At 63.2% G+C, this 25,374-nt stretch carries 29 protein-coding genes and 2 tRNA genes; 10 read left to right on the top strand and 21 right to left on the bottom strand.

Translation table 11 applies throughout. The features are described from left to right. Positions 1–162: 162 nt before the first annotated feature. Positions 163–1,719 (bottom strand): alkyl hydroperoxide reductase subunit F, encoded by a 1,557-nt coding sequence (gene ahpF, locus V9L21_RS19120; protein ID WP_337314533.1) that lies wholly within the window; start codon positions 1,717–1,719, stop codon positions 163–165. A gap of 89 nt (positions 1,720–1,808) precedes the next feature. Continuing rightward, a complete protein-coding gene (gene ahpC, locus V9L21_RS19115; RefSeq protein WP_157613151.1) occupies positions 1,809–2,372 on the bottom strand; it encodes an alkyl hydroperoxide reductase subunit C in 564 nt (187 codons plus the stop codon). Positions 2,373–2,634: 262 nt separating this feature from the next. On the opposite strand from ahpC, the gene bfr reads away from it, so the two are divergent. Next, the gene (bfr, locus tag V9L21_RS19110; RefSeq protein WP_126748857.1) at positions 2,635–3,111 is read left to right on the top strand and encodes a bacterioferritin; all 477 of its coding nucleotides are present in this window, start codon (positions 2,635–2,637) and stop codon (positions 3,109–3,111) included. A gap of 46 nt (positions 3,112–3,157) precedes the next feature. Here bfr and V9L21_RS19105 read toward each other — a convergent pair whose 3' ends face one another. The 4 genes from V9L21_RS19105 to V9L21_RS19090 are packed head-to-tail and all read right to left on the bottom strand — an operon-like array spanning position 3,158 to position 7,238. Beyond that, entirely contained in the window at positions 3,158–3,712 is a 555-nt protein-coding gene (locus tag V9L21_RS19105) for a cytochrome b/b6 domain-containing protein (protein ID WP_337314532.1), read from the bottom strand. A gap of 11 nt (positions 3,713–3,723) precedes the next feature. After that, positions 3,724–4,026 carry a PepSY domain-containing protein gene (locus V9L21_RS19100; RefSeq protein ID WP_337314531.1) on the bottom strand — a complete coding sequence of 101 codons (303 nt, stop codon included), beginning with the start codon at positions 4,024–4,026 and terminating at the stop codon, positions 3,724–3,726. Positions 4,027–4,063: 37 nt separating this feature from the next. Then, positions 4,064–4,750 (bottom strand): Fe2+-dependent dioxygenase, encoded by a 687-nt coding sequence (locus V9L21_RS19095; protein WP_258505291.1) that lies wholly within the window; start codon positions 4,748–4,750, stop codon positions 4,064–4,066. Positions 4,751–4,796: 46 nt separating this feature from the next. Beyond that, positions 4,797–7,238, bottom strand: a complete 2,442-nt coding sequence (locus V9L21_RS19090; protein WP_337314530.1) for a TonB-dependent receptor — start codon at positions 7,236–7,238, stop codon at positions 4,797–4,799. A 266-nt stretch (positions 7,239–7,504) separates the two neighbouring features. Between V9L21_RS19090 and V9L21_RS19085 the strand changes: the two genes are divergently transcribed. From V9L21_RS19085 to hemP, 5 genes are all read left to right on the top strand, one after another. Beyond that, positions 7,505–7,777, top strand: a complete 273-nt coding sequence (locus tag V9L21_RS19085; RefSeq protein WP_082517598.1) for a (2Fe-2S)-binding protein — start codon at positions 7,505–7,507, stop codon at positions 7,775–7,777. Positions 7,778–7,885: 108 nt separating this feature from the next. Continuing rightward, positions 7,886–8,590, top strand: a complete 705-nt coding sequence (locus V9L21_RS19080; protein WP_443305212.1) for an energy transducer TonB — start codon at positions 7,886–7,888, stop codon at positions 8,588–8,590. A gap of 22 nt (positions 8,591–8,612) precedes the next feature. Then, positions 8,613–9,329, top strand: a complete 717-nt coding sequence (locus tag V9L21_RS19075) for a MotA/TolQ/ExbB proton channel family protein (protein WP_206178246.1) — start codon at positions 8,613–8,615, stop codon at positions 9,327–9,329. A 5-nt stretch (positions 9,330–9,334) separates the two neighbouring features. Continuing rightward, positions 9,335–9,748, top strand: coding sequence for an ExbD/TolR family protein (locus V9L21_RS19070; protein ID WP_126748853.1), 414 nt, complete (start codon positions 9,335–9,337; stop codon positions 9,746–9,748). Between the two features lie 95 nt (positions 9,749–9,843). Beyond that, positions 9,844–10,056: a hemin uptake protein HemP gene (hemP, locus tag V9L21_RS19065; RefSeq protein WP_018903010.1), complete on the top strand. Its 213-nt coding sequence runs from the start codon at positions 9,844–9,846 to the stop codon at positions 10,054–10,056. Positions 10,057–10,251: 195 nt separating this feature from the next. On the opposite strand, the gene V9L21_RS19060 is transcribed toward hemP, so the two are convergent. Beyond that, positions 10,252–10,659: a GlcG/HbpS family heme-binding protein gene (locus V9L21_RS19060; protein ID WP_028258861.1), complete on the bottom strand. Its 408-nt coding sequence runs from the start codon at positions 10,657–10,659 to the stop codon at positions 10,252–10,254. A gap of 164 nt (positions 10,660–10,823) precedes the next feature. Here V9L21_RS19060 and V9L21_RS19055 point away from each other — a divergent pair, with 164 nt between their 5' ends. Further along, entirely contained in the window at positions 10,824–11,525 is a 702-nt protein-coding gene (locus V9L21_RS19055) for a Bax inhibitor-1/YccA family protein (protein WP_337314528.1), read from the top strand. 62 nt (positions 11,526–11,587) lie between these two features. Here the strand turns inward: V9L21_RS19055 and rlmD are convergent, their stop codons facing one another. The 5 genes from rlmD to surE are packed head-to-tail and all read right to left on the bottom strand — an operon-like array spanning position 11,588 to position 16,546. Beyond that, on the bottom strand, positions 11,588–13,048 hold the full coding sequence (rlmD, locus tag V9L21_RS19050) for a 23S rRNA (uracil(1939)-C(5))-methyltransferase RlmD (protein WP_337314527.1): 1,461 nt from the start codon (positions 13,046–13,048) through the stop codon (positions 11,588–11,590). Between the two features lie 52 nt (positions 13,049–13,100). Then, positions 13,101–14,105, bottom strand: a complete 1,005-nt coding sequence (locus tag V9L21_RS19045; RefSeq protein WP_337314526.1) for a sigma-70 family RNA polymerase sigma factor — start codon at positions 14,103–14,105, stop codon at positions 13,101–13,103. Between the two features lie 4 nt (positions 14,106–14,109). Continuing rightward, the gene (locus V9L21_RS19040; RefSeq protein ID WP_337314525.1) at positions 14,110–15,000 is read right to left on the bottom strand and encodes a peptidoglycan DD-metalloendopeptidase family protein; all 891 of its coding nucleotides are present in this window, start codon (positions 14,998–15,000) and stop codon (positions 14,110–14,112) included. 11 nt (positions 15,001–15,011) lie between these two features. After that, complete coding sequence (locus V9L21_RS19035) at positions 15,012–15,785, bottom strand: protein-L-isoaspartate(D-aspartate) O-methyltransferase (RefSeq protein ID WP_337314524.1); 774 nt, start codon at positions 15,783–15,785, stop codon at positions 15,012–15,014. Positions 15,786–15,787: 2 nt separating this feature from the next. Continuing rightward, positions 15,788–16,546, bottom strand: coding sequence for a 5'/3'-nucleotidase SurE (gene surE / locus V9L21_RS19030; protein WP_337314523.1), 759 nt, complete (start codon positions 16,544–16,546; stop codon positions 15,788–15,790). 128 nt (positions 16,547–16,674) lie between these two features. On the opposite strand from surE, the gene V9L21_RS19025 reads away from it, so the two are divergent. Continuing rightward, a complete protein-coding gene (locus V9L21_RS19025; protein ID WP_337314581.1) occupies positions 16,675–17,661 on the top strand; it encodes an NADPH:quinone oxidoreductase family protein in 987 nt (328 codons plus the stop codon). Positions 17,662–17,750: 89 nt separating this feature from the next. Here V9L21_RS19025 and V9L21_RS19020 read toward each other — a convergent pair whose 3' ends face one another. The 3 genes from V9L21_RS19020 to V9L21_RS19010 all read right to left on the bottom strand — a co-directional run bounded on the left by V9L21_RS19020 (position 17,751) and on the right by V9L21_RS19010 (position 19,153). After that, entirely contained in the window at positions 17,751–18,095 is a 345-nt protein-coding gene (locus V9L21_RS19020; protein WP_258505272.1) for an H-NS histone family protein, read from the bottom strand. A 275-nt stretch (positions 18,096–18,370) separates the two neighbouring features. Next, positions 18,371–18,446, bottom strand: a tRNA-His gene (locus V9L21_RS19015). A gap of 74 nt (positions 18,447–18,520) precedes the next feature. Then, on the bottom strand, positions 18,521–19,153 hold the full coding sequence (locus tag V9L21_RS19010; RefSeq protein WP_337314522.1) for a YbhB/YbcL family Raf kinase inhibitor-like protein: 633 nt from the start codon (positions 19,151–19,153) through the stop codon (positions 18,521–18,523). A 209-nt stretch (positions 19,154–19,362) separates the two neighbouring features. On the opposite strand from V9L21_RS19010, the gene V9L21_RS19005 reads away from it, so the two are divergent. Together V9L21_RS19005 and V9L21_RS19000 are read left to right on the top strand one after the other, a co-directional pair. Next, positions 19,363–19,611, top strand: a complete 249-nt coding sequence (locus tag V9L21_RS19005) for a GlsB/YeaQ/YmgE family stress response membrane protein (protein ID WP_281150088.1) — start codon at positions 19,363–19,365, stop codon at positions 19,609–19,611. A gap of 19 nt (positions 19,612–19,630) precedes the next feature. Next, on the top strand, positions 19,631–19,963 hold the full coding sequence (locus tag V9L21_RS19000; protein ID WP_337314521.1) for a hypothetical protein: 333 nt from the start codon (positions 19,631–19,633) through the stop codon (positions 19,961–19,963). Positions 19,964–20,014: 51 nt separating this feature from the next. Here the strand turns inward: V9L21_RS19000 and V9L21_RS18995 are convergent, their stop codons facing one another. The 6 genes from V9L21_RS18995 to V9L21_RS18970 all read right to left on the bottom strand — a co-directional run bounded on the left by V9L21_RS18995 (position 20,015) and on the right by V9L21_RS18970 (position 25,321). Then, complete coding sequence (locus V9L21_RS18995) at positions 20,015–20,689, bottom strand: histidine phosphatase family protein (RefSeq protein WP_337314520.1); 675 nt, start codon at positions 20,687–20,689, stop codon at positions 20,015–20,017. A gap of 60 nt (positions 20,690–20,749) precedes the next feature. Continuing rightward, a complete protein-coding gene (locus tag V9L21_RS18990; RefSeq protein ID WP_337314519.1) occupies positions 20,750–22,660 on the bottom strand; it encodes a SurA N-terminal domain-containing protein in 1,911 nt (636 codons plus the stop codon). 75 nt (positions 22,661–22,735) lie between these two features. Continuing rightward, positions 22,736–22,811 (bottom strand) — tRNA-Val (locus V9L21_RS18985). A 27-nt stretch (positions 22,812–22,838) separates the two neighbouring features. Continuing rightward, positions 22,839–23,111 carry an HU family DNA-binding protein gene (locus tag V9L21_RS18980; protein WP_007830705.1) on the bottom strand — a complete coding sequence of 91 codons (273 nt, stop codon included), beginning with the start codon at positions 23,109–23,111 and terminating at the stop codon, positions 22,839–22,841. Between the two features lie 213 nt (positions 23,112–23,324). Next, on the bottom strand, positions 23,325–24,410 hold the full coding sequence (locus V9L21_RS18975; RefSeq protein ID WP_157613134.1) for a tartrate dehydrogenase: 1,086 nt from the start codon (positions 24,408–24,410) through the stop codon (positions 23,325–23,327). Next, positions 24,407–25,321, bottom strand: coding sequence for an alpha/beta fold hydrolase (locus V9L21_RS18970; protein ID WP_337314518.1), 915 nt, complete (start codon positions 25,319–25,321; stop codon positions 24,407–24,409). Before V9L21_RS18970 ends, V9L21_RS18975 begins: the two co-directional genes overlap by 4 nt. Positions 25,322–25,374: the final 53 nt, after the last annotated feature.

Here is a 25,374-nt window from a genome sequence, read left to right as displayed (position 1 = left end):
TCCAGAAAACAGTTGAAGAACTGCTTGCTGGACCTCGGCGCAAGTGCTGCGCTCATTGACCTGGCTGGCGGCGAAGGGCGCGATGCCCTTGACCACTATTGTATGAGAATAATTCTCATTTGTACAACTTGCAACCTACTCGGACAACAGGTTTTCAGTCGCTCAGGCCGGTGCCGACGTGCGGATCAAATGATCGAACGCACCCAGCGCCGCCTTCGCGCCGTCGCCTGCCGCGATGATGATCTGCTTGAACGGCACGGTGGTCACGTCGCCCGCGGCAAACACGCCCGGCACCGAGGTCTGCCCCCTGGCGTCGACCACGATCTCGCCGTGCTTCGTCAGCTCGACCACGCCCTTGAGCCAATCGGTATTGGGCACCAGGCCGATCTGGATGAACACACCTTCGAGCTCGACCTTCTTCAGCTCGCCCGTTGCGCGGTCCTTGTAGACCAGGCCGTTGACCTTCTGGTCGCCGGTGATCTCGGTGGTCTGCGCGTTCGTGAACACGTCGACGTTGCTCAAGCTCTTGAGCTTGCGCTGCAGCACGGCGTCGGCACGCAGCGCGGTGTCAAACTCGATCAGCGTGACATGGCCCACGATGCCGGCCAGGTCGATGGCTGCTTCGACACCCGAGTTGCCGCCGCCGATGACCGCGACGCGCTTGCCCTTGAACAGCGGGCCGTCGCAGTGCGGGCAGTAAGCCACGCCCTTGTTCTTGAACTCGTGCTCGCCGGGCACGTTGATGTTGCGCCAGCGCGCACCGGTCGAGATGATGATCGACTTGCTCTTGAGCGAAGCGCCGCTCTCGAGCTGCACCTCGATGAGGTCCTTGCCCGGAACAAGCGCCTTGGCGCGCTGCAGATTCATGATGTCGACGTCGTAGTCGCGCACGTGCTCTTCGAGCGCATGGGCGAACTTCGGTCCTTCGGTTTCCTTGACCGAGATGAAGTTCTCGATGCCCAGCGTGTCGAGCACCTGGCCGCCGAAGCGCTCCGATGCCACGCCGGTGCGGATGCCCTTGCGCGCCGCATACACGGCAGCCGCGGCGCCGGCAGGGCCACCGCCGACGATCAGCACGTCGAACGGGTCCTTGGCGGCGATTTTCTTCGCCTCGCGCTCGACGCCGCTGGTGTCGATCTTTGCGAGGATTTCTTCAAGGCTCATGCGGCCCTGGCCGAATTCGGTGCCGTTCAGGAACACGGTCGGCACGGCCATGATCTGGCGTTCCTTCACTTCGTCCTGGAAGGTGCCGCCCTCGATCATCGTGGTGCGGATGCGCGGGTTCTGGATGGCCATCAGGTTCAGCGCCTGAACCACGTCGGGGCAGTTGTGGCAGGTGAGCGAAACGTAGATCTCGAACTCGAAGTCGCCGTCGAGAGCGCGAATCTGCTCGAGCACGGCTTCTTCGACCTTCGGGGGATAGCCGCCGATCTGCAGCAGCGCAAGGATCAGCGACGTGAATTCATGGCCCATCGGCAAGCCGGCAAAACGCGGGCCGTGGTTCTCGCTTGGGCGGTTGACCGAGAAAGAGGGCTTGCGGTGGTTGTCGTCGCGGCTTTCGGTCAGCTTGACCAGCGGCGAGGCTTCTGCAACGTCCTTCAGCAGCGACAGCATTTCGCCCGAGGCCTTGCTGTCGTCGAGCGAGGCGACGATCTCGATCGGCTGTGTGGCGCGTTCGAGGTAACTCTTCAATTGGGCTTTGGTGCTGGCGTCGAGCATGAGGGACTCTCTTTCGATAACTTAAAACTATCAACTTGGGACAAAAAAGCCCGGGGCCTCGTGAGCGCCCGGGCTTTCGCGCGGGACGCTTAGATCTTGCCGACGAGGTCGAACGACGGAGCGATGGTCTTGTCGCCTTCATTCCACTTGGCCGGGCACACTTCGTTCGGGTGGGCGGCGGTGTACACCGCTGCCTTCAGCTTGCGCAGGGTTTCCTTGACGTCGCGAGCGATTTCGTTGGAGTGCACTTCGGCGGTCTTGATGATGCCTTCGGGGTTGATCACGAAGGTGCCGCGCAGTGCCAGGCCTTCTTCGGGAATGTGCACGCCGAAAGCGTTGGTCAGCGCGTGGGTCGGGTCGCCCACCAGCGGGAACTTGGCCTTGCCCACGGCGGGCGACGTGTCATGCCACACCTTGTGCGAGAAGTGCGTGTCGGTGGTCACGATGTAGACCTCGGCACCCAGCTTCTGGAACTCGGGGTAGTTGTCGGCCGCGTCTTCGACTTCGGTCGGGCAGTTGAAGGTGAATGCCGCCGGCATGAAGATCAGCACGGACCATTTGCCCTTGAGCGTCTCGTCGGACACATCGATGAACTTGCCGTTGAGGTAGGCCTGGGTCTTGAAGGGTTGGACTTGGGTGTTGATCAGGGACATGTTGATTCCTTGGATGCTGCGGGTGGACAAAAATAAGTGCGAGCCATGAGTATAGCTACCAAATAAGACAAATTGATAGTAATGAGCTATCGACTGCATCGCTGCGGCCTATGAAAACCAAAGGCGCTGACGCCCTCGCCTTCCGCTCGAATACGAACGTGTATCACCATCAAACGCATGCAGACCAGCGGAGCATGGGATTGCTTGCAAGAGCTCGCTTGCCCCTCTCACAATCCCTACTTTCAGAACAAGGAAAACAATCATGAAGGGCGACCCCAAGGTCATCGAACATCTGCAGGCGCAGCTCAAGAACGAGCTCACCGCAATCAACCAGTATTTCCTGCACTACCGCATGCTCAAGCACTGGGGCTTGGACAAGCTAGCCAAGAAGGAATACGAGGAATCCATCGGCGAAATGAAGCACGCCGACAAGCTGATGGACCGCATCTTCATGCTGGACGGCCTGCCCAACCTGCAAGATCTCGGCAAGCTGAACATCGGTGAAGACGTGCCCGAATTGCTCGGCTGCGACCTGGGCGCCGAGACCGGTGCGCAAGCCACCATCAAGGACGGTATCGCGTACTGCGAAACCGTTCGCGACTACGTCTCACGCGACCTGCTGCAAGAAATCCTGGACGACACGGAAGAGCACATCGACTTCCTCGAAACCCAGATCGACCTGATCGACAAGGTCGGACTGCAGAACTATCTGCAGTCGCAAATGGGCGAGATCGGCTGAATTCCGAAGGGGCCGCCCGGCCCCTTTCGGCGAGCGGGCGCCGCCGTCAGGCGATGTCGCCCGGCTCTTCGGGGCGCTTGCGCCCGCTGAACATGGCAGCGATCAGGTTTTCCCGGTGCCGCCAGCTCGTGAAAGCAACACCGGCCAGATGCAGCGCAATCAGCGCTACCAGTGTCCAGGCCAATGTGCGGTGAAGCCATTCCACCCACGCCAATCCCCAGAACATATCCAGCGAATACATCCAGCCTGTAGCGCCGACAGCCGTTACCGTGGCGAGCAAGGCGACGACCATCCAGCCGCCGAGCGGGTTGTGGCCCAGGTAGCGCTTTTCGCGCCGTGCGAGTACTTCGGCCGCATAGCGCAGCACCTGCGACGGAGGCCGCACAAACTGCTTGAATTTTGCATAGCGGCCTCCGACCCATCCGCCGATGCAGCGGCCCGCAACCAGGGCCAGCGCCGCGTAGCCCGCCAGTTCGTGCTGCCGCAGCAACGCCTCGCCGCTGAACCACGCCACGGCAATGGCGGCGACCAGCGCCCAATGCGTTGCGCGCAACCAAAGCGCCCAGACCTGCGCCGACGCACGCGCTGGCACTGCACGCACCTTGCGCATCCTCAGGATGGCTGCTTCACCTGACCAACCTTCTCGAAGGTCTTGGGGTCGAAGAATGCTTCGGTGCGCTGGCCCTTTTCGTCGAAGCCGTAGACCTCGTAGCAGCCATTGAAGTTCTTGATCTGGCGAACCTTCCAGCCTTCGCCGGTCAGCTTGCGCTGCAGTTCCATCTGCGGACGCATTTCCGCCTTGGGAACCGGTGCGCATTTGACGGCGTCATGGTCGACGAATTGCGCAGACGCCGATGCGGACCAGAAAATTGCGGCCGCGACTGCTGCGGCGGAAAGAAGTGACTTGTTCATCATGAATGCGTTTCCTGACAGGCAGGCGCCACGCCGCGGCTCAGATGTCGAGCCACATGCGCAGCAGGTTGTGGTACGTGCTCGTGAGGCCGATCACGCCGGAGTCGGTCTCGCCGTATTTGCTGCGTAGGTGGCGCAGATGGTTGTCCATTTCGAACAGCAGCCGACGCTGCTCGTCGCTGCGCACCATGCTCTGGATCCAGAAATAGCTCGCCAGCCGATAGCCCCGCGTGACGGGCAGCACCCGATGAACGCTGGTGCCCGGATAGAGCACCATGTCGCCGGCGGCAAGCTTGACGCGCTGGGTGCCGAAGGTGTCCTCGATGACCAGTTCGCCGCCGTCGTATTCACTCGGTTCGGCCAGGAACAGGGTGCACGAGATGTCTGTGCGCACCCGCCCCGAGCCGTCGCGAAGAAAACGGACTGCGCTGTCCACATGATTGCCGAAGCTGTTGGACTCACCGCCGTAGCGATTGAACAGCGGCGGCGAAATCTGCTTCGGCAGCGCGGCCGAGAAGAAAACCTGGTGCCGCTCGAGGCCCCTTAGCAGCAGTTGCTGAACGGCACGGGTTTCTTCGCAGTCTTCCCGCAGCTGCTCGTTGTTCTTCGCCTTGGCGGACTGCTCGCCTGCGGTCAGGCGGCCGTCCTCCCAAGGTGCTTGGCCCAGAATTTCCCTGGCTTGACGAACCTCGTCGAGCGAGAGCACTTCGCGAATGTGCAAGAGCATGTGAAAGGAAGAACGGCTTTGGCTATTCTAGAAACTGAGGAGACTTTTAGAAGCGCGCCCCGACCGTGAAGAGCACCGTGCGCTTCGCACCGGCAATCGCAAAGCCCGGGTAGAGCTGATCGCCGTAGAGCTTGTTCGTCACGTTGTTCACATTGAGCTGCGCATACAGGTCAGGCGTGAACTTGTACTCGAGCATCATGTCGCCGACCACATAACCGGGCGTGCTGTTCGCCAGGCTGGCGGCACCGGTGACGCCTTGCAGCGGCCGGTTTTCGGACGCGCCGCGCACACCGCCTGCAATGCGCAACTTGGGCGTGGCCTGGTAGCTGATCCATGCCGCGCCGCTGTGCTTGGGCGTCAGGCCGACGCGCGAGCCCACGGTACCGGGCGTTGCAGTGCTGCCCACCTGGTCGATGGTTGCCCTGGGAATGAAAGAGTACGAAAAATACACTTCCCACTGCGACGTGAGGCGGCCCACCACGTCGAGCTCAAGGCCCTGCGAGTGGCGCTTGCCCGACAGCAGATAAGAGCTGCCCGCGAAGTCCGAATCGGTGGTGCGTTCGTTGGTCTTTTCGGTGCGGAAGATGGCCGCGCGCGTCGAGAGCTTGCCGTCGAGCCAGTCGAGTTTGGCGCCCAGTTCGATGTTGCGACTCTTCTCGGGCGGCGTGCCCGCGGTCTGGGGCGACACATACTGATAGGTGTCGGCCGACGAGTTGAACGAGGTGCTGTACGAGAGGTGGTACGACTGCGTCGTCGAAGGCTGGTACAGCACGCCGGCGCGGTAGCTCCATGCGCCTTGCGACAGATGGGTGCTGGTGACTGTCGGGAACGGGCTGCCGGCGGAATAGCGCTCGCGACGGTCGGTGCAATTCGCCGTTTGCGTATAGCCGCGCGGTGCCGGAGTGGGCCTCGCGCAGGCGGGGTTCGAATAGGTGTACTGGTCGAAATCACCGCTCAGGCGGTCGTAGCGCACGCCGCCGAGAACCTTCCAATCGGGCGCCACCTGGACCAAATCCTGCAAGTAGATGCCGACCGACTTGGCGGAATAGGCGCTCGAATCGCGGTACACCGGCTCCACGAACGTGCCGCTCAGGCCCGCACCGTCGTTCGGCGTACCGACGAAGGTGTTGGCTCGCGAGCCCAGCGCGCGTCCGCGGAAGCTGTTGTTGAAGAAGGCATCGTTCTGGTAGCGGCTCGCCTCCTCCTTCGAGGCGTCCACACCGGCCAGCAACTGGTGCTTCATGCCGCCCCAGTTCAGCTCCTTGCTGTAGTCGCTTTGCAGGTAGGTGCCCTTGTACTCATCCTTGCGCGGGGTCAGGCCGCTGCGCGTGAGCATCGTGTATTCGCTGAAGTTGGCCAGCGTGGTGGGGGCGCCGAACGTGGTGCTGGCCCCGGCAGCGGTCGACCATTGGTTGCGATCGAAGGTGCCCGAGCGCACCTGGGTGCGCAATTCGCCGCCATCGTCGAAGCGATGGAGCCACGAAGCCGTGCCGTACGTGGCCTTGCCAAGAAGCTTGTCGGCCGTGGTGCCGTAGAAGCTGCCGGGCTTGACGGGCGCGAGGGTGCCCAGGCTGCCGACAGTCGGCACGCCGCTCGCGTTGTAGCCGGTAATGCCTTGCCGGCCGGTCGCCACCCAGCGCACCGCGGACATCGGAACGTTGTCCACGTTCAGGTGGAACAGCCCCACGGTGAATTCGTTGGCCGTGCCGACGCCCCAGCTGTATGAAGGCGCAATGCCGTACTTGTCGATCTTGGCGCCGCCGTTGTCGGCCTTGTTCCACATCGCGTTGATTCGCAATGCCGAGGTTTCGCCCGTGCGAACGTTGAAGTCCGCGCTGGTGCGGTAGTAGCCGCGCGAGCCGACCGTCGCTTCCACGTCGGTCTGGTCGGCCAGCAAAGGCTTCTTCGACACCTGGTTGATCACGCCGCCCGTGGATCCGCGCCCGAAAATCATCGAAGCGGAACCGCGCAGCACCTCGATGCGTTCCAGGTTGAAGGTGTCGCGGTCATATTGCGAAGGGTCGCGCATGCCGTCGATCAGCAGGTCGCCCACGGTGGCAACGGGGAAACCACGCAGCCGGATGTCCTGGTCGGTGCCGTTTTCGGTCGCTGCAAAGGTAATGCCGGCCGAATAGTGCAAGGCATCCTTGAGGGTGTCGAGCTTGACGTCGTCGATCAGCTTTTCGGTGATGACATTGATCGACTGCGGAATGTCGCGGATTTCTTGCGTTCCCTTGCCGATGTTGGTCTTCTTGGTCTGGACCTGGTCCTTGCCCTGGGCTTCGGCCTGTTCGGTCACCGTGACGGTTCCGAGAGTGCCACCCTGCACCGTCGCCGGCGGTGTCTGCGCCCAGCTGCTGACCGAAGCGGCCAGCATCAGTGCGCCAAAAGGCAGGACTGCCGCTTCTCGCGGCAGGCTGCCGGTGGCGGAAACAGAAGAAGACTTGGGGCGCGACGCACGAGCGCGCCGACCGGCAACATTGGACAAGATGACCTCCCAGAAAGCCAAACGGCTGGTTTGAATGGCTGGCTGGGACCGACGCTTTACCGGTAGTGGCTTGCCGAAATTTGGCTGGAGTGTAGTGCTGGCGTAGTCTTAATCATTCACATTTAGATTCTGTGTTGTCAAAATGCTACTTTCTCCCAGAACAGTACGGAAGGCCTCTCTCCGCCCATAGTTATTGAAAATGCGAGAGATTCGTATTTATAATCGGCTCGAACCCAAACCAGCCAGCCACTGCCGCTTTCACCGCCATGATCGTTTGCGTCTGCCGCCGAGTCTCCGACCGTGAAATCGCACGTCACGTGCGTGCCGGCATGACTTTCGACGAAGTGCAATTCGAGCTCGGCGTAGCCACCCAGTGTGGTCAATGTGAAGGCTGTGCGCGCGATATCGTCGCGCAGTGCAGCGCCTCGCATCCGGTCGCCGCGTTGAACCGCGAATCGGGAACGAGTGCGATCCAGCTTGCCACCTCCATCTCGGAAAGCAAGGCATGGAACTCTTCTCGGCGCTCGGCGGCAGCCTGATTCTTGTCGCAGGCTCGGTCTGGTGGATCTTTCGTAAGTAAACAGTAGTCGTAGCGGTTTTGCTGCAATCGGGGCACGTTCCGTGCGTGCCCGCATTCGAATTGGTTGATCGTGTCTGACCGCTTTGCTCCCCCTCCCTCCGTTCTGGGCCTTTCGCGCAATGCACTTATTGCCGGAGGCGTGATCCTGTTTCATGCAGCCGCGCTGTGGGCGCTGCAAAGCGGCCTGTTGCGCCGCGCTGCCGAAGTGGTGATTCCTGTAGAAATACTGAGCCAGTTCGTCGAACCGCCCAAGCCGGCCGAACCGCCGCCTCCTCCACCACCTCCGCCCCCCCAGCGCAAGCCCGAGGCCGTCAAGCCTCCGCCCCGCCCGGTGGCGATTCGCGAACCCAAGCCAACACCCGCCCCCAGTGCGCCGGTGGGCGTGACCGAGCCGCCTCCCCCCGCGCCTCCAGTCGAGGCACCGGCGCCGCCAGCACCACCCGCTCCGCCGCCCGCGCCCCCTGCTCCACCGGCACCGCGGATGATCGAGATCTCGGAGGGCCAGACCCGCTATATCAGAGAGCCCAAGCTCGTCTACCCGAGCATGAGCCGGCGCCTGGGCGAGTCGGGAACGACGGTCGTCTCGATCTACTTCGACAGTGAAGGCTTCGCCAAGCGGGTCGAACTCTACAAATCGAGCGGGTTCGAACGCCTGGACGAGGCCGCGCTGAGCGCAGCCCGAACCGCCCAGGTCACGCCCTTCAGGCAAACAGGAGGCAACGCACAGACGACCTACCTGCTGCGGGCGCCCTTCTCATTCAAATTGAACTAATTTTTCTCTGGAGCAACTTCGTATGGATTCCCAATTCGGCTTGATGAACGTCTGGAACCAGGGCGATTTCGTCACCAAGGCCGTCGCGGTGCTGTTGATCGGCATGTCGCTTGCCTCGTGGATCGTGATCATCGTCAAGGCCCTCGACGTCATCAAATACAAGCGCCTTGCCAAGCACTCGCAGGACTTCTGGCACAGCGAAGACTTTGCCACCGCACTGAACAAGCTCGGCAAAGACGACAGCAACCCGTTCCGCGCATTGGCGCTCGAAGGCCGTGAAGCGGCTGCGCACCACCGCAACACCAAGGCCCATCTGCACGATGCGCTCGACGTGAGCGACTGGATCACGCGCGCACTGCGCAACGGAATCGACGCTTTCACGGCGCGCCTGCAAACCGGCCTCGCCATCCTGGCTTCCGTCGGCTCGACCGCACCGTTCATCGGCCTCTTCGGCACGGTGTGGGGCATCTATCACGCGCTCATGAGCATCGGCTCGGCCGGCCAGGCCACCATCGACAAGGTGGCGGGCCCCATCGGCGAGGCGCTGATCATGACGGCGCTGGGCCTGGCGGTGGCCATTCCGGCGGTGCTGGGCTACAACGCGCTGGTTCGCGGCAACAAGTTCGTGCTGACCAAGCTCAACAGCTTTGCCCATGACCTTCACGCTTACTTCGTGACCGGCGCGCGCGTGCAAAGCGGCAGCGGCGACGCCATCGTGGTTCCGCTCAAGAAGGGCTGAGCATCATGGCTTTCGGTACCCAGGACGAACCCGATGAGGTGATGAACGAGATCAACATGACGCCGCTGGTCGACGTCATGCTGGTGCTGCTCATCATCTTCATCATCACCGTGCCGGTGATGAAGCACGCGGTCAACATCGACCTCCCCCGCGCCACCAGCGAGCCCGAGCAGGCCAAGCCGGAGAACATCCTGTTCAGCATTTCTGCCCAGGGCGACTATTACTGGAACGAGCAGAAGATCGCGGACGGCGAGCTGCCTGGCCGCCTCGCGGCCGAGGCCGCCAAGAACCCGCAGCCCGAACTGCACATCCGCGGCGACAAGGAAGTGCGCTACGAGCGCGTGGCCAAGGCAATGTCTGCGGCCCGCGAAGCAGGCGTGCGCAAGATCGGCTTCATTACCGAACCTGACGCGAAGTAAGTCACTGAATGCCGCAAAAAAAGTTGATCGCCGCGATTGACTTTTTATTGCGAATCATTATCATTCACTCATCGCTTCGATAAGGGGAATTTCAGATGCAAGCCAAACCGAACGCCTTTTCTGTTCTGAGCCATCCGTCGCTCGACCAATCGGGTGGCGGACATGCGTCCATCCAGGCTCCCCGTCCGGCGCCAATGGTCGAAAGCACGGAGCTTCTCAAGGGAAGCAAGACCGTGGGCATCATGCACAACGGCTCCCTCTATCGTCTTCAGGCGACCAAACTCGGCAAGCTGATTCTTACCAAGTAAGCATCAGCCCGCCCTTCACGCAAGTTTCATCGTGGGGCGACTCCAGGAGATTCATCTCCGAAGGGTCGTTTTTTGCTAGCCAACGGTTCGCCGACTAGCCAAGCTTTTTTTCACGCTGAACACCCAAAAGAAAACGCCGACCTTGAAGTCGGCGTTTTGCTTTCCGCGGAGCACAGCCCCGCCGGACGAGTTACTTCAAAGGCCGAGCGCAGCGATGCCGGCCTTGGCAATCTGGGCATCTTCGTTCGACTTCACGCCGCTCACGCCGACGGCGCCGATCACCTGGCCGTCCTTCACGATCGGCACGCCGCCTTCAAGCAGGCCCTGCACGGCGGGCGCCGTGAGAAACGCGGTTCGGCCGCCGTTGATGATGTCTTCATAAACCTTGCTTTCGCGGCGGCCCATGGCTGCCGTATGGGCCTTGGCCGGGGCAATGTGCGAAGACAGAGCCGCAGCCCCGTCCAGGCGCTGGAGCCAGAGCAGGTTGCCTGCGTCGTCCGAAATGGCAATGGTGACGGCCCAATTGTTCTTCAGGGCTTCGGCTTCCGCGGCTGCGGCAATGGCCTTGACGTCGGCGAGTTCGAGGAAGGACTTGGTCTTCATTTTTGAGCGTCGGTTGCGTAAAACCCAAGAGCATAACGGCCAAAGAGCCGGCCGGTCCCGGCGCCCTTAGGACCATCATCCATACGGTCTTTGTATCACCCCCTCTTGCAGAACCCTAGAATGCGCCCAACTGCGTCAGTGCAGCAACCAAAGGAGCTACTGCCATGAACGACCGCGTGACCACCCTCGACACTTCCACCGGCTACGGCCAGGTGCTGCCGCAGGCTGAGCGCCAACGCGTCCTGCGCAACACCTACTGGCTGCTCGCCCTGAGCCTGCTGCCCACCGTGCTGGGCGCATGGATCGGCGTCAGCACCGGCATTACCCGCTCGCTCACGGGCGGCCTGGGCCTCATCGTTTTCCTCGGCGGCGCCTTCGGCTTCATGTTCGCCATCGAGAAAACCAAGAATTCGGCCGCCGGCGTGCCGGTGCTGCTGGCCTTCACCTTCTTCATGGGCTTGATGCTGTCGCGGCTCATCGCAATGGTGCTGGGCTTCAAGAACGGCTCCGAACTCATCATGACCGCGTTCGGCGGCACCGCCGGCGTGTTCTTCGTGATGGCTTCGCTGGCCACCGTGATCAAGCGCGACCTGTCGGGCATGGGAAAGTGGCTCTTCGTCGGCGCCATGGTGCTGATGGTGGGCTCCATCATCAACGTCTTCGTCGGCTCGAGCGCCGGCATGATGGCCATTTCGGTGGCTGCCATCGGCATCTTCTCGGCCTTCATGCTCTATGACCTGAAGCAGATCATGGACGGCGGCGAAACCAACTACATCAGCGCCACGCTCGCGCTCTACCTGGACCTGTTCAACGTGTTCCAGAGCCTGCTGGCCCTGCTGGGCCTTGCCGGCGGCGAACGCGACTGATTGAATCGAACGAAGGCGCTCTCGCAGCGCCGATATAAAAAGGGCCCTCTCGGGCCCTTTTTTCATGCCAGATCGAACACCGCAATCGACTCCACGTGCGCCGTGTGCGGAAACATGTTGATCACCCCGGCAAAGGTGCACCGGTACCCCGCCTGATGCACGAGCAACCCCGCATCCCGCGCAAGCGTGGACGGATTGCAGCTCACGTACACGATGCGCTTCGGCGGCGTCCAGCCGTCGGTTCGCAGCTCAGGCTGCAGGTGCAGGTCGGCCATGGCCTTGGCGAGCGCGAACGCGCCTTCGCGCGGGGGGTCGACCAGCCACTTGTCCGCGCTGCCGTCGGCCACCAGCATGGCGGGCGTCATTTCGAAGAGATTGCGCGCCACGAACCGGGTTGGCGAAAGCGCCCGCCTGGCCAGCGTGGCAGGTTCATTCTTCTTGAAGTTGTCGCTTGCGCGCGCCACCAGGGTGTCACTGCCCTCGATGCCCAGAACCTCGCGCGCACGGCTGGCCAGCGGCAGGGTGAAATTGCCCAGCCCGCAGAACCAGTCGATCACACGCTCTTGCGGCTGCACATCGAGAAGGCGCAGCGCCTTGCCCACCAGCGCGCGATTGATGTGCGGATTGACCTGCGTGAAATCGGTCGGCTTGAACGGCATGGTGACGCCGAACTCGGGCAGTTCGTACGACAGCGGCGTGCCGCCCTCTTCCAGCAGCTTTACTGTTTCGGGGCCCTTGGCCTGCAGCCACCACTGAACGCCCGGGTTCTGTGCCGCAAACGCCTTCAAGCGGCCGATGTCCGCGTTGGACAGCGGCTCCAGGTGTCTGAGCACCAGCGCAATCGTGCCGAGCGCGGTCGTCCCTGGCGCATCGCCGCAGGCAAGCTCGATCTGCGGGCAGGTCTCCCGCGCATCCATCGAGCCGATGAGTGCGCGCAGCGGCATCAGCATGTCGCTGACCTGCTCCGGCAGCACCGGGCACACCTGCATGTCGGCAAGGTACCGGCTCTTGCGCTCGTGAAAACCGATCAGCACCGTGCCCTTCTTGACCACATGGCGCACCGAGAGCCGCGCGCGGTAGCGGTAGTGCCAAGCCGGCCCTTCCATCGGGCGCAGCACGTTCTCCGGCCGCACCTTGCCGAGATGCCACAGGTTGTCTTCCAGCGCGCGCTGCTTCACCGCCACCTGCGCCGCGGCGTCCAGATGCTGCATCTTGCAGCCGCCGCACGCGCCGGTGTGCAGCCCGAAGTGCGGGCAGCCCGGGCGCACCCGCTGCGACGATTCCCGCCGGATGGCGGTGACCGTGCCTTGCTCCCAGTTGTTCTTGCGCCGGTGAACGTTGAGCTGCACTTCCTCGAAAGGCAAGGCGCCCTCGATGAACACGACCATGCCTTGGGCGTTGTGAGCGACGCCCTGCGCGTCCAGGTCGAGCGACTCGACCTTGAGCCATTCGTCCGGGGCGCTGGCCGGGGTCTTCCCGGCCGCTTTCGTGGGGACTTTCTTTTCTTCAGTGGATTCCGTCATCCCCCGATTGTCTCAGCGCCGGCCCGGCTTCCCGCGGCTGCGCCGGCTCCGCCTAGAACAAGGCGTCGCGACCCACGCCGGAGCGGACCAGCTGGCGGCGCATCTTGGCGAGCGCCTCGTTCTGGATTTGCCTCACGCGCTCGCGCGTCAGGCCGAGCCGAACACTCAGCACCTCGAGCGTTTCGGGCTCCCGGTCGTGCAAGCCGTAGCGGCCTTCGAGCACCTCGCGCTCGCGCGCATCGAGTGCATGAACCCATTGGTCGAGCAGGCGTTCGACCTCGTGCGTGTGGGTCACGTCAGTCGGGTCGCCTCGCTCGTCGTCGGAGGCCACCGTGTCGGCCAAGGCAAAGCCTTCGTCGCCATGCGCGTCGCCGCCATCCAGCGAGCGCGGCGCCTCCGCAAGCGCCAGCAGCTCCGCTACCGCCTGCACTTCGCGCCCCAGAAACGCGGCAATGTCTTCCACCCGCACACCGTCGGGCCGGTTCACCAGAAAGTCCGAATCGCCTTCGAGCGTGCGGCGGGCCCGCAGCACCTGCTGCAGTTCGCGCACCACCTGCACGGGCAGGCGGATTGCACGCGCCTGGGTCATGACGGCCCGCTCGACTGACTGCCGGATCCACCACGTCGCATAGGTGGAAAAGCGAAAGCCACGTTCGGGTTCGAACTTGGTGATGGCGTGCATCAGGCCGAGGTTGCCTTCCTCGATCAGATCGGAAAGCGGCACGCCGCGGCCCAGATAGGCCTTGGCGATGTTCACAACCAGCCGCAGGTTGTGTTCGATCATCGATTGCCGCGCTGCAAAGTCGCCGGCGCGGGCAGCGCATGCGGCCTGGTATTCCTGCTCGGGCGTGAAGAGTTCGGTGCGCCGAACCTGCCGCAGGTAGATGGTCAGGGCATCCGCGCCCTCGCCGCCTAGCGGTTCGGCAACCGCAATCGGGTGTGCGGCAGCACGGCCGGGCTTTGCAGGCGTGCTCTCTAGATTGTTGCCTGCAGCTGCTTCGCCCTTGCCCGCCGACCGGCGCACAGGCAGCGTGCGACGGGGGCGAGAGGCGGCCATGGCATTACCGGCTCGGCAGGTAGCGTGCCGGATCGACAGGCTTGCCCTGGCGACGGATTTCGAAATGCAGCTTGACGCGGTCTGCGTCGCTGTTGCCCATCTCGGCGATCTTCTGTCCCTTTTGCACCGACTGGTCTTCCTTCACGAGCAGCGTCTGGTTATGCGCATAGGCCGTGAGATAGGTGTTGTTGTGCTTCAGGATGATCAGGTTGCCGTAGCCGCGCAGGCCTGCGCCTGCATAGACCACGCGGCCGTCGGCTGCGGCCAGAACTGCGTCGCCGGCTTTGCCGCCGATATCGAAGCCCTTGTTCTTGGCGTCGTCGAACCCGGCAATGAGCGTGCCATGCGCGGGCCAGATCCAGCCGAGATCCTCGTCGCCCGAATTGGCGGCAGGTGCCGAGGGCGATGCAGTGACTGGCGGCTTGCTGGCCGCCGCGCTCGCGGGCGCCGCCGGCAGCACAGCCGGCGGCGTCACGGGCTTGGTCACCGCGCCTTCAGTGGGAGCAGCCGCGGCCGCCACGGTGGTGGAGGTCGGACCCACCGGAGGAACCACGCGCAGCACCTGACCGACTTCGATCAGGTCGGGGTTCTCGAGATTGTTCCAGCGTGCGATGTTCTGCCAGCCTTGGCCGGTTTCGATTCCGATGCGGCGAATCGTGTCGCCGGGGCGCACTGCGTAGTAGCCCGGCTTGCCATAGTTTTCGATGCCTGGAAGCGGCTTGCCCGACGCGTCGGTGGTGATGAGCGGGCCACCGGGTGCCGCATTGGGGGCGCGCGTCATCGTGCCTCGGTCTTCGACCGGCGCCGGCCCTCGCGGTGCGGCGCAGCCCGCGATCACGAGCACAACGGCCAACGTGATACCAGCGCACCAACTCCGATTGCCAAAACCCTGCATGTGTTGTTCCTTCAAGCGATGCCCGATTTTAGGGGGACAAAGTGAACCGCCTCAAGAATGCGGCGCTCCAGCCCACGGGCGGTTTTATCGATGACGACGAGGGCCTGTCCGCCCCCCGCCGATTGCGTGGGCGCGACGATGCGTCCGCCCACTGCGAGTTGATCGGTCCAGGCTTGCGGGACCGCTTCGCCGCCTGCTGCGGCGATGATTCCTGCATAGGGTGCCCCCTTGGCGTAGCCAACCATGCCGTCGCCGAGCATCAAGTGCACGGTGGCAAGCCGGAAGTGCCGCAGGTTGGCACGCGCGCGCTCGTGCAGCCCGCGCAAGCGCTCGATGCTGTAGACCTCCGTGGCCACGTGGTTCAGCACCGCAGCCTGGTAGCCGCAGCCGGTGCCGATTTCGAGCACGCGTCCGAGGCGGTCTTGCGGCTTGCCGGCCAGCGCAGGCGCACCCAGCAGAAGCTCGATCATGCGAGCCACCACGCTGGGCTTGGAGATAGTCTGGCCCAGCCCGATGGGCAGGCTCGTGTCTTCGTACGCCTGGTTGACCAGCGCACTGTCGACAAAACGATGCCGCTCCACCGAGCCGAGTGCACGAAGCACGCGGGGGTCGGTAATGCCTTGAGCGGCGAGCTTCTGCACCATGCGCGCACGCACGGCGTCGGAAGCCATCGAGGGCGTGGCCGGCACCAAAGGCTTGGCCGGCACGGCGGGCATGCGCCCTCGCGTGGCGGCCGATGCGGTGGGTGTCAGGCGAACCGGGAAACCAGGCCGTTGCGTGGCCATGCTCAGTTGCCGAGACGGGCGACCGTCTCGCGCCATTGCCCCAGGTTGGCGTGGTCGGTCAGGTCGATCTGCAGCGGCGTCAATGCGACGTGGCCGGCAGCGGTTGCGTGAAAGTCGGTGCCCTCGCCGCTGTCCTTGGCACTGCCGGCGCCCGCAATCCAGTACATCGTTTCGCCGCGCGGGCTCTCCTGCGTAATCACCTTTTCCGCCGCGTGGCGGCGGCCGAGGCGGCAAACCTTGATCGGCTTGAGCTCCTCGAACGGCCGGTTGGGCACATTCACGTTGAGCAGGAAAGCACCGCCTTCGATCATGCGCTCGCGCTCGATCTGCTGAACCAGCCGGCGCGCCACCTGCGAGGCCGCATCGACATGGGCCCAGCCCTTTTCGATCTGCGAGAACGCAATGGCCGGAATGCCGAACAGGTACGCCTCCATCGCCGCCCCGACGGTGCCCGAGTAGATGGTGTCGTCGCCCATGTTGGCGCCGTTGTTGATGCCGGACACCACCAGGTCGGGCCGGTAGTCGAGCAGCCCCTTGAGCGCGATATGAACGCAATCGGCCGGCGTGCCCGTGACGTAGCGAAAACCGTTGTGCGCCTTGTGCACGTACAGCGGCGCGGCCAGGGTCAGCGCGTTCGACTTGGCGCTGTTGTTGTGCTCGGGTGCAACCACCTCGACATCGGCGATGTCTTTCAGGGCGTCGTGCAATGCGACGATGCCCGGCGCCTGAAAGCCATCGTCATTGGAAATAAGTATCTTCATGTTGCTTCTGGATGCCCCGGATTGTAGGCGCCGGGTGCGTCGCAGCAGGGACAACGGCGCCCTGTCGCGCCCCCTATCATCGCCTCGCATTCATTGCCCACACACGACTCATCCAAGGAGACCCGAGCATGCACGCATGGCTTTGCGAAAACCCCACCGGCGTCGATGCGCTGACCTGGAAAGAACTGCCCACACCAACGCCGGGTCCGGGCCAGGTGCTGATCGAAATCAGGGCTGCCAGCCTCAATTTTCCCGATCTGCTGATCGTCCAGAACAAATACCAGATCAAGCCGCCCCTGCCCTTCGTGCCCGGTTCGGAATACGCGGGCATCGTGCAAGCGGTGGGTGAAGGCGTCACACATCTTTCCATTGGTCAGAACGTGGCGTGCCTTTCGGGAACCGGCGGTTTCGCAACCCACACGCTGGCGCCGGCTGCGCTTTGCATGCCGCTGCCGGAAGGCTTCGGCCATGTCGACGCGGCGGCATTCATCATGATCTATGCCACATCGTGGCATGCGCTGATGGACCGGGCGCAGCTCAAGGCCGGAGAAACGGTGCTCGTGCTCGGCGCCGCCGGCGGTGTGGGCACTGCGGCCATACAAATCGCAAAGGCAGCCGGAGCAAAAGTGATTGCGGCGGCTTCCACCGACGAGAAATGCGAACTCTGCCGCTCCATTGGCGCCGATGCCACCATCAACTACACCACACATGCGCTGCCAAACGGTTTTCGCGACGCCATCAAGGCTGCGACCGACGGCAAGGGGCCGGATGTCATTTACGACCCGGTGGGCGGCGATTTTGCAGAGCCGGCATTTCGCTCGATCGGCTGGCGCGGCCGCTATTTGGTGGTCGGCTTTGCCTCGGGCCCGATTCCATCGCTGCCTTTGAATCTGACACTGCTGAAAGGCGCGTCGCTGGTCGGTGTGTTCTGGGGCGATTTTGCCAAGCGCGAGCCCAAGGCCAATGCACAAATGATGGCCGAATTGGCGCAGTGGTACGGCCAGGGAAAGATCAAGCCAGTGATCGACAGCACGATGCCGATGGCAGAATTGAAAGCAGCCTACGCCCACATGGGTTCACGCGGCGTGAAAGGAAAACTCGTCATGGTGAACTGAGCGCGCCGCGCCCGGTTGGTTCCACGCTTGCAATAAAAAAAGCCCGCAGATGCGGGCTTTTTTTATTGGCCGACGGCCATGTCGAGCGTTTACTTGATCTCGAACTCGGAAAGCGACTTGCCGGCGGCCAGGGCTTCGGTCACCCAACGCGGCTTGCGGCCACGGCCGCCAGACCAGGTTTCGCCGCTCGGGCCGCGGTATTTGGCCGCTGCCTTGGCTCCGGGAACCGCGTTGCCGCGCTTGACCGACCCGCCGCGTGCGCTGAGTTTCAGATCGGAAGCGGTCAAACCGTATTCGGCGATTTTCTTGCGCACCTCTTCAATGACGCCCGCACGTTCTTGGTTGCGAAGGTCTTCGGCCTGCTTGCGCAATTGCGCAATCAGCTCGTCGTGCTTCTTGATCTGGGAATTGATATCGGCAAGGGTCGAAGCCATTGTGGACTCCTGAAAATTGGAAACGGGGCGGATTTTAATTCAATTCCAATTTAAAACAAGCATGCCGCTACCAGAAAAAACCCGGGGCACGCAGTTAACGTGCGGCAGCGCACAATGCAACGCGCACCTGGATCGGGCGTTCTTATCGAACAAAAAGCAGGAATACAAGGGGTTAAGCCCCAAGGCAGCAAGAGTCGGAAATGACAACGCCGGGGCTGGCCCGGCGTTGATGTCCCTTTGGACGCTATTGCGCAATAGCAGTCAGGGAAAGTATTTGGGGTGGCTGATGGGACTCGAACCCACGACGACCAGAATCACAATCTGGGACTCTACCAGCTGAGCTACAGCCACCGAAGAGCCCGCAATTGTAGCGTCAAAAACTCCCGTTTTCGCCACCGGGGCATTCAAGACGTCTGAAATCCCGTTCAACCCGTTGCCAACGGGCCCGCCGGCGCGGTTTTCTCGATCTTGATGGAGCCGTCTGGCCTTTCGCAGGTGCCGATCAGCAGGCCGCTGGCGAGAGCGTGCTCGCAGAGCGCTTCGAATATCTCATCGCGCCCCGGCGCGGAGGAAAATGAAGGCGTGCCGCCGAGCGCAAACAACTGGAAAGCGTAGCGGTGCCCGCCATGCCCCGGCGGCGGGTCCGGCGGTAGCCACGCGGCCTGCAGCCCCGAGTTGCGTCCGACGTGCAGGCCGACGGCGCCCTCGTTGTCGCGGCTCGGAATGGCGGCCTCGTCGAGCTTGCCGTCGCTCGGCCGCAGCCCCACCACGATCGCATGCACCAGTGGATTCGGGGTAGGCGAGTCGGCGTCCTCCACCACCAGCACCAACGAGGTGGTTTCCGCCGGCAGTTGGGCCCACTGAAGCGGCGGCGACAAGCCTTCGCCGTCGGCCGTATAGCGCGGGGGCAGCGGCCCGTGGTCCACGAAGGCGACGCTGGTCAGGGATATGGACGCCATGCCCTGCCGCATTCCGAGCGTATTGAAAATAATCTTGTCCAGGCCGGCGCGCACGCCGTGCAGCGCGTGGCCAATGACTTCGGGCAATTTTTCGAGCATGGTTTCGGTATAGCCCGGTGCGGCAGATCACCCTGTAGGACGCCGCTGCAAGCGAGAGATGGCCAGAGTCCGCGCCAAATTTCTCGAACGCAAATCCGATGTATTTCCTGGCGCGTGGCGCCGGTTTTGCTCCGCTATCATGATCGTCGCCTGAATCAACGGGCAATGCTTTCCCGCTTCTTCCAATTCACCGCCAAAGGAACTTCTTCATGAGCATCGTCTGGACTATTCTGATCGGGTTCATCGTGGGTCTGGTTGCGCGGGCCGTCAAGCCGGGCGACGATTCCGCGGGCTTCATCGTGACCACGCTGATCGGCGTTGCGGGTTCATTGATCGTGACCTATGTCGGCCAAGCCATGGGCTGGTACACCGCGGGCCAGGGCGCCGGCTTCATCGCTTCAGTGCTCGGCGCGATCGTGCTGCTCATTCTTTACGGCCTGATCAAGCGCAAGAGCTGATTTTGGGCAGTGCGCACTGATGCCGCGCAAACCACGAGCCAAGCATCATGTCTACGTGGTCGAGCTCGACGACCGCGTATGGAACCATGGCCGCTTCAGGCGAGCCAATCCCGACTATCAACTCGGCAAGCCTTTCGTCTACGTCGGAATGACCGGGCTCGACCCGGACATCCGCTTCGACAAGCACAAGGCCGGCATCCAGGCGAACACCTTCGTGCAGGAGTTCGGCCTGCGGCTGCTGCCCGCCCTCTATGAGCGCTACAACCCGATGAACTACGAGGACGCGCGGTCGATGGAGGTCGAGCTTGGCATCCGGCTGCGCGCGAACGGCTACGGCGTCTGGCAAGCCTGAGGCCGGCGCCCTCTTCCGGCGCCCTTCTAGCGCCCTTCTGGCGCCAATCGTTCAGGCGTAAGTAACCCAGCCCTCGTACGCCGGGGCATCCAGATGCGCCAGGGTGTTGTACGTCACGAGCATGTGGCGTTTGGGCGTAAAGGCGAACTCCGTCACCGCCGTATTGCGGATGCGCAGATTGAGCTCGATCGTCGTTTCCGGGCTCGTGCCAAGCACATGCCCGACTGCCGTGCTGATCGGTCCGCCGCTCGACACCACCAGCACTTTTGCGCCATGGTGGCGGTCGCGCACATGGTCGAGCGCCGTGGTCACGCCCGCCAGAAAGTCCACATAGCTCGGCATACCGGCAGGCTGGGTCTTGCCCTGCATCCAGGCGCCCAGTCCGTCGCGCAAAAGGCGGAAATGATGGCGGTACATCTCGGGCGAATCGGGTTTTTCGAGCTTGCCCTCGTGGATGGTGGCAATGACAGCCTCGCTGTCGTACTCGTTGAGCCCGGGCCATGGCAGCACGTCGTCGCGCTGCAGTCCGAGCCCCTGTGCAATGCCCTCCCAAGTCTGCCGATGCCGCTTCAAGGTGCCCGTGATCACCGCATCGAAGTGCATGCCGCGCTCGCGCCAGTATTCACCCAGCCGCACGGACTGCCTGTGTCCGAGCTCGCTCAGGTTGTCGTAGTCGGCAGCGCCGAAACTGGCCTGCCCGTGGCGCACGAGATAGAGGGTTCCCATGCGTGCGATTCTGGCGACAAGCGCATGGCGCGCTTGTCCCTCGTGCGACGGAAGGCGTGGTCAGCGTGCCGCCGGCAGCATGTCCGCCGGCTTCGGCACGAGGATCTCGGCCTTGAAGCGTTCCTTCAGCATGTTGTAGTACGCAACATCCTCCGCAGCGGCCACGGATTGGCCGACCTGCGCGTTCTCTTGCTGCGCTTGTTCAGGCGCCGAAGGCGTGCGCGGAACGACCCTGGTCACGCGAACCACCGCATAGCCCTGGGTGCCCAGATCGACACCCACCAGCGTCGGCAGCTTGGATGCATCGGCACGCAGTGCGGCGTCGATGACCGCCACGGGTTGGCTCTGCGATTCACGGCGCGAAACCGTGACCGGTGCGCCAAAGGTTGCGCCGTCGGCCTTCGTGGTCCAGGCTGCGAGCTTGGCTTCGCCGTCGGTCTTTGCCAGCACTGCGGCGCGCTCGGTGACGAGTTGCGCGCGGATCTTGTCCTTCACTTCGGCCAGCGGAATGGGACGCGCCGGCGAGTACTGCGTCACGCGGCCCGATGCGAGCTGGTTGGACCCGACTTCGATGGCTTCGGTGTTCTGCTTGCGGTCGAGCGAATCGGGCGCAAACAACGCGCTCAGGAAGTTGCGGCTCGCCAGCGCGCCGGTGGCGCCCGGCGCGGGCGTGCGCGCCACATTGGCTGCGGTCTGGATCGTGAGCTTCAGCTTTTCCGCCGCGGGCTTGAGGCTGTCGGGCTGCTGGTACACCGCATCGGTGAAGGCTTCTGCGGCCTTTGCGAACTCCTGCGTTGCCTGCTGCGCGCGAACATCGCTCTCGATGGTGGCACGCACCTGCTCGAAGGGAGGCACCACAGCCGGCTTGATGTCGGTCAGCCGGATGATGTGATAGCCGAACTCGGTTTCGATGATGTCGCTGATGTCGCCCTTCTTGAGCGCGAACATCGCGTCATCAAACGGCTTGACCATTGCGCCGCGGGTCACGAAGTCGAGGTCTCCGCCCTTCTCGGCGGAGCCGGGGTCCTGCGAATTCTTGCGCGCAACATCGGCAAAGGTGGCGGGCGCCTTTTTCACTTCGGCCAGCAGCTGCTCCGCTTTTGCCTTGGCCTTTTCGCGATCGGCCGCCGACGCGCTCGCCGGTGCGGTGATCAGAATGTGGCTCGCGCGCCGCTCTTCCTTCGTGCCGAAGCGCGCCTTGTTCTGCTCGTAGTAGGTCTTGAGGTCGGCCTCGTTCACCGAGACGTTCTTCTTGGCTGCTTCGAGGTCGAGCACCAGGTACTCGATGCTGGCCTGCTCGGGCGCCTGGAACTGGGCCGTGTGATCCTTGTAGTAGGTCTCGATGTCAGCATCGCTGACCGTCACCTTCGATGCGAAGCTCTCGGGTGTGAAGCGTGCGACCTGGATTTCGCGGCTGTCATAAAAAGCGTTGATGGTGGCAGCAGCCAGTGCAGGCGGCGTGAACGCCGTACCCGAAATGCCCAGCAGCACCTGCTGCGTTGCGAGGTCGGCACGCATCGAGGCCTCGTACTGCTCCGGCGTGCGGCCGGTCACGCGCTGGAAGGTCTCGCGATCGAACTTGCCGTCTGGCGTGCGGAACGCGGCAAGGCCCGCGTCCTGCGCGAAGATGCGGGTCAGCCGCTCTTCGGAAACCGTCATGTTCGACTTGGCTGCAGCAGCTGCCAACACGCGGTCGCGCACCAGACGCTCCAGCGTGGCATAACGCATTGCATCGGAATCGAGCAGCGTCGGGTCGACGTTCGGCGACTGCTGCCGGATGCGGTCGACTTCGTTGCGGTGCTGCGCGTCCCACTCGGAGCGGGTGATGTTGTTGCCATCGACGCGCGCAACCTTTTCCTCGTTGCCGGAGCCCTGGTAGCGGTCCACACCAAAGAGGACGAACGAGGGAATGATCAGCAAGAACAAGAAAATCATGACGATCTTGTTGTACTTGCGGAAGAAATCAAACATGCTTGAACACTCTCTTGCGACGGATGTCGAACGGCAATAAAAAAGGCGAACCTGTGTTCGCCTTTGCATCGGTGGTGGTGGGTGCTGAGGGGCTCGAACCCCCGACCTACGCCTTGTAAGGGCGCCGCTCTACCAACTGAGCTAAGCACCCCACCGGGAAACTCTCCGAGTCTACGTCTTAGTTGAGCGCGTCTTTCAGCGCCTTGCCCGGACGGAACTTCGGAATCTTGGCGGCCTTGATTTTAATCGCGTCGCCGGTCCGGGGATTGCGGCCGGTGCGAGCAGCCCGCTTGCCCACTGCGAAAGTGCCAAAACCGACCAGCGACACGGAGCCGCCTTTTTTGAGCGTGGTACGAATGGCGCCGATGGTGGATTCGAGCGCGCGCGTGGCGGCTGCCTTGGAAATATCGGCGTTTTTTGCGATGTGCTCAATCAGTTCGGTCTTGTTCACAAGGGCCCCTTGTCGAAGAAATAAAGTTGGTCGGCTTTCGTCAGTGCGACCTGGCCGCGAAATGACGCGGCGCAAGAAGTGTGGCAGGACTGACGCCTCGGCAGCGCGCTGCCAGCGAGGATTACAACCACTGGTCTGCAGGGTGTCAATACGACACGAGGCCATGCAGAACAGCGGAGCGCGCGATTTTAGGGGCGTTTCGTGAACTCTATTTCAAAGCGCTTCGGCAATCGCCTTGCCAAGGTCGCTGGTGCTCGCCTTGCCGCCGATGTCGGGCGTGCGCGGTGCTCCGCTTTGGGGCGCAAGCACCTTTTCGATGGTGGCAAGAATCGCGTCGTGCGCCTTCTTGTGCCCCAGGAACTCGAGCATCATCGCGCCGCACCAGATCTGTCCGATGGGGTTGGCAATGCCCTTGCCGGCAATGTCGGGCGCCGAACCGTGCACCGGTTCGAACAGCGAAGGCGTGGTGCGCTCGGGGTTCAGGTTGGCGCTGGGCGCAATGCCGATGGTGCCGGTGCACGCCGGGCCCAGGTCGGACAGGATGTCGCCGAACAGGTTGCTGGCCACCACCACGTCGAAGAAGTCGGGCCGCTGCACGAAGTGGGCGGTCAGGATGTCGATGTGGAACTTGTCGAGCTTCACGCCCGGGTAGTTCTTCGCCATTTCGGCCACTCGCTCGTCCCAGTACGGCATGGTGATCGAGATGCCGTTCGACTTGGTTGCGCTTGTCAAATGCTTCTTCGGCCGCGATTGCGCAAGCTCGAAGGCGAACTTGAGCACGCGGTCCACGCCCACGCGCGACATCACCGTTTCCTGCACGACGATCTCGCGGGGGGTGCCTTCGTACATGCGCCCGCCGATGCTGGAGTATTCACCCTCGGTGTTCTCGCGCACGATGTACATGTCGATCTCGCCCGGCTCGCGCGGCGTGCCGTCGCGGCGCACCACCGGCGCAATGATGCCGGGCATCAGCCGCGCGGGGCGCAGGTTGATGTACTGGTCGAACTCGCGGCGGAACAGCAGCAGCGAACCCCAGAGCGACACGTGGTCGGCAATCTTTTCAGGCCAGCCCACCGCGCCGAAGTAGATCGCATCGTGGCCGCCGATCTGGTCCTTCCAGTTGTCGGGCAGCATCTTGCCGTGCTTCTCGCAGTAGTCCCAGCTTGAGAAATCGAAGTGGTCGAACTTCAGGTCGATACCGAACTTGCGCGCCGCGGCATCGACCACGCGCAGGCCTTCGGGCATGGTTTCCTTGCCGATGCCGTCGCCGGCGATGACTGCGATTCTGTGGGTGGTCATGGTGTGGTTCCTTCTTGCTGGAAAGGGGGAGTAAAAAACTGGAGCGTCTCGGCAAGCACCTCGCCGGGGGCTTCTTCCGGAACATAGTGGCCGCACGGCAATGCACGGCCCGAAACCTGCCGGGCGCATTCGCGCCAGAGCGCCAGCACGTCGAAGCACCGGCCTACCGCGCCGTGTTCGCCCCAAAGCACGCGCAGGGGCTGCGCAAGTTGGCGGCCGGCGGCAATGTCGGCGCGGTCATGCACCAGGTCGATGGTGGCGGAGGCCCGGTAGTCGCCGCAAATGGATTCGGCCGTGCCCGCAATTGCGGCGCAGCGCTCGTACTCGGCCAGCACCTCGGGCGCAAAGGGCGCGAGCCCCGCGTGGCGCCCGCCCATCACGCTGCGCACGTAGCGCACAGGGTCGGAAGCAATCAGCGCTTCGGGCAGCGGCGGCGGCTGGATGAGGAAGAACCAGTGCCAGTAAGCGCGGGCAAATGCCTCGCCGGTGTTCTCGTACATCGAGAGGGTGGGCGCGATGTCCAGCAGCAGCATGCGTTCGACCGCAGCGGAATGGTCCGCCGCCAGCCGGTGCGCCACGCGCGCGCCGCGATCGTGCGCAAGCACGCCGAAGCGTTCGAAGCCGTGGTGGCGCATTGCGGCGAGCGCATCGAGCGCCATCTCACGCTTGCTGTAGGCCACGTGATCGGCATCGTCTGCAGGGCGGCCAGAGTCGCCGTAGCCGCGCAGGTCCACCGCCACCACCGTGAAGCGCTCGGCAAGCGCGGGCGCCACCCGATGCCAGATGAGGTGCGTCTGCGGATGGCCATGCAACAGCAGCAGCGGAGCACCGCGGCCGCCGATGCGGCCATGCACGCGCACGCCGTCGCGCTCGATGTCGAATTCAGGAAAGTCGAAGAATGAAGCAGTCACGCAGCCATTGTGCGTTGCGCTCCGTCGGCCATCAAGCAACAATCAGCCAATTC

Origin of the sequence: Variovorax sp. CCNWLW235 (assembly GCF_037204085.1) — a bacterium.
In the GTDB taxonomy this organism is placed as follows: Bacteria; Pseudomonadota; Gammaproteobacteria; order Burkholderiales; family Burkholderiaceae_C; genus Variovorax.
The sequence above is the reverse complement of the archived record's forward strand: the minus strand, read 5'-3'. Positions and strand labels throughout refer to the sequence as shown.

Bases quoted from the DNA above. Each gene is read 5' to 3' on its own strand.
- V9L21_RS19005 (WP_281150088.1), top strand. From the start codon at position 19,363: ATGAGCATCGTCTGGACTATTCTGATCGGGTTCATCGTGGGTCTGGTT.
- V9L21_RS19100 (WP_337314531.1), bottom strand. From the start codon at position 4,026: ATGATGAACAAGTCACTTCTTTCCGCCGCAGCAGTCGCGGCCGCAATT.
- V9L21_RS18975 (WP_157613134.1), bottom strand. From the start codon at position 24,410: ATGACCACCCACAGAATCGCAGTCATCGCCGGCGACGGCATCGGCAAG.
- V9L21_RS19070 (WP_126748853.1), top strand. From the start codon at position 9,335: ATGGCTTTCGGTACCCAGGACGAACCCGATGAGGTGATGAACGAGATC.
- V9L21_RS19025 (WP_337314581.1), top strand. From the start codon at position 16,675: ATGCACGCATGGCTTTGCGAAAACCCCACCGGCGTCGATGCGCTGACC.
- V9L21_RS19055 (WP_337314528.1), top strand. From the start codon at position 10,824: ATGAACGACCGCGTGACCACCCTCGACACTTCCACCGGCTACGGCCAG.
- V9L21_RS19020 (WP_258505272.1), bottom strand. From the start codon at position 18,095: ATGGCTTCGACCCTTGCCGATATCAATTCCCAGATCAAGAAGCACGAC.
- V9L21_RS19095 (WP_258505291.1), bottom strand. From the start codon at position 4,750: ATGCTCTTGCACATTCGCGAAGTGCTCTCGCTCGACGAGGTTCGTCAA.
- V9L21_RS18990 (WP_337314519.1), bottom strand. From the start codon at position 22,660: ATGTTTGATTTCTTCCGCAAGTACAACAAGATCGTCATGATTTTCTTG.
- V9L21_RS19075 (WP_206178246.1), top strand. From the start codon at position 8,613: ATGGATTCCCAATTCGGCTTGATGAACGTCTGGAACCAGGGCGATTTC.
- rlmD (WP_337314527.1), bottom strand. From the start codon at position 13,048: ATGACGGAATCCACTGAAGAAAAGAAAGTCCCCACGAAAGCGGCCGGG.
- V9L21_RS19010 (WP_337314522.1), bottom strand. From the start codon at position 19,153: ATGCTCGAAAAATTGCCCGAAGTCATTGGCCACGCGCTGCACGGCGTG.
- V9L21_RS19085 (WP_082517598.1), top strand. From the start codon at position 7,505: ATGATCGTTTGCGTCTGCCGCCGAGTCTCCGACCGTGAAATCGCACGT.
- surE (WP_337314523.1), bottom strand. From the start codon at position 16,546: ATGAAGATACTTATTTCCAATGACGATGGCTTTCAGGCGCCGGGCATC.
- V9L21_RS19060 (WP_028258861.1), bottom strand. From the start codon at position 10,659: ATGAAGACCAAGTCCTTCCTCGAACTCGCCGACGTCAAGGCCATTGCC.
- V9L21_RS18995 (WP_337314520.1), bottom strand. From the start codon at position 20,689: ATGGGAACCCTCTATCTCGTGCGCCACGGGCAGGCCAGTTTCGGCGCT.
- hemP (WP_018903010.1), top strand. From the start codon at position 9,844: ATGCAAGCCAAACCGAACGCCTTTTCTGTTCTGAGCCATCCGTCGCTC.
- V9L21_RS19035 (WP_337314524.1), bottom strand. From the start codon at position 15,785: ATGGCCACGCAACGGCCTGGTTTCCCGGTTCGCCTGACACCCACCGCA.
- ahpC (WP_157613151.1), bottom strand. From the start codon at position 2,372: ATGTCCCTGATCAACACCCAAGTCCAACCCTTCAAGACCCAGGCCTAC.
- ahpF (WP_337314533.1), bottom strand. From the start codon at position 1,719: ATGCTCGACGCCAGCACCAAAGCCCAATTGAAGAGTTACCTCGAACGC.
- bfr (WP_126748857.1), top strand. From the start codon at position 2,635: ATGAAGGGCGACCCCAAGGTCATCGAACATCTGCAGGCGCAGCTCAAG.
- V9L21_RS19045 (WP_337314526.1), bottom strand. From the start codon at position 14,105: ATGGCCGCCTCTCGCCCCCGTCGCACGCTGCCTGTGCGCCGGTCGGCG.
- V9L21_RS19040 (WP_337314525.1), bottom strand. From the start codon at position 15,000: ATGCAGGGTTTTGGCAATCGGAGTTGGTGCGCTGGTATCACGTTGGCC.
- V9L21_RS19000 (WP_337314521.1), top strand. From the start codon at position 19,631: ATGCCGCGCAAACCACGAGCCAAGCATCATGTCTACGTGGTCGAGCTC.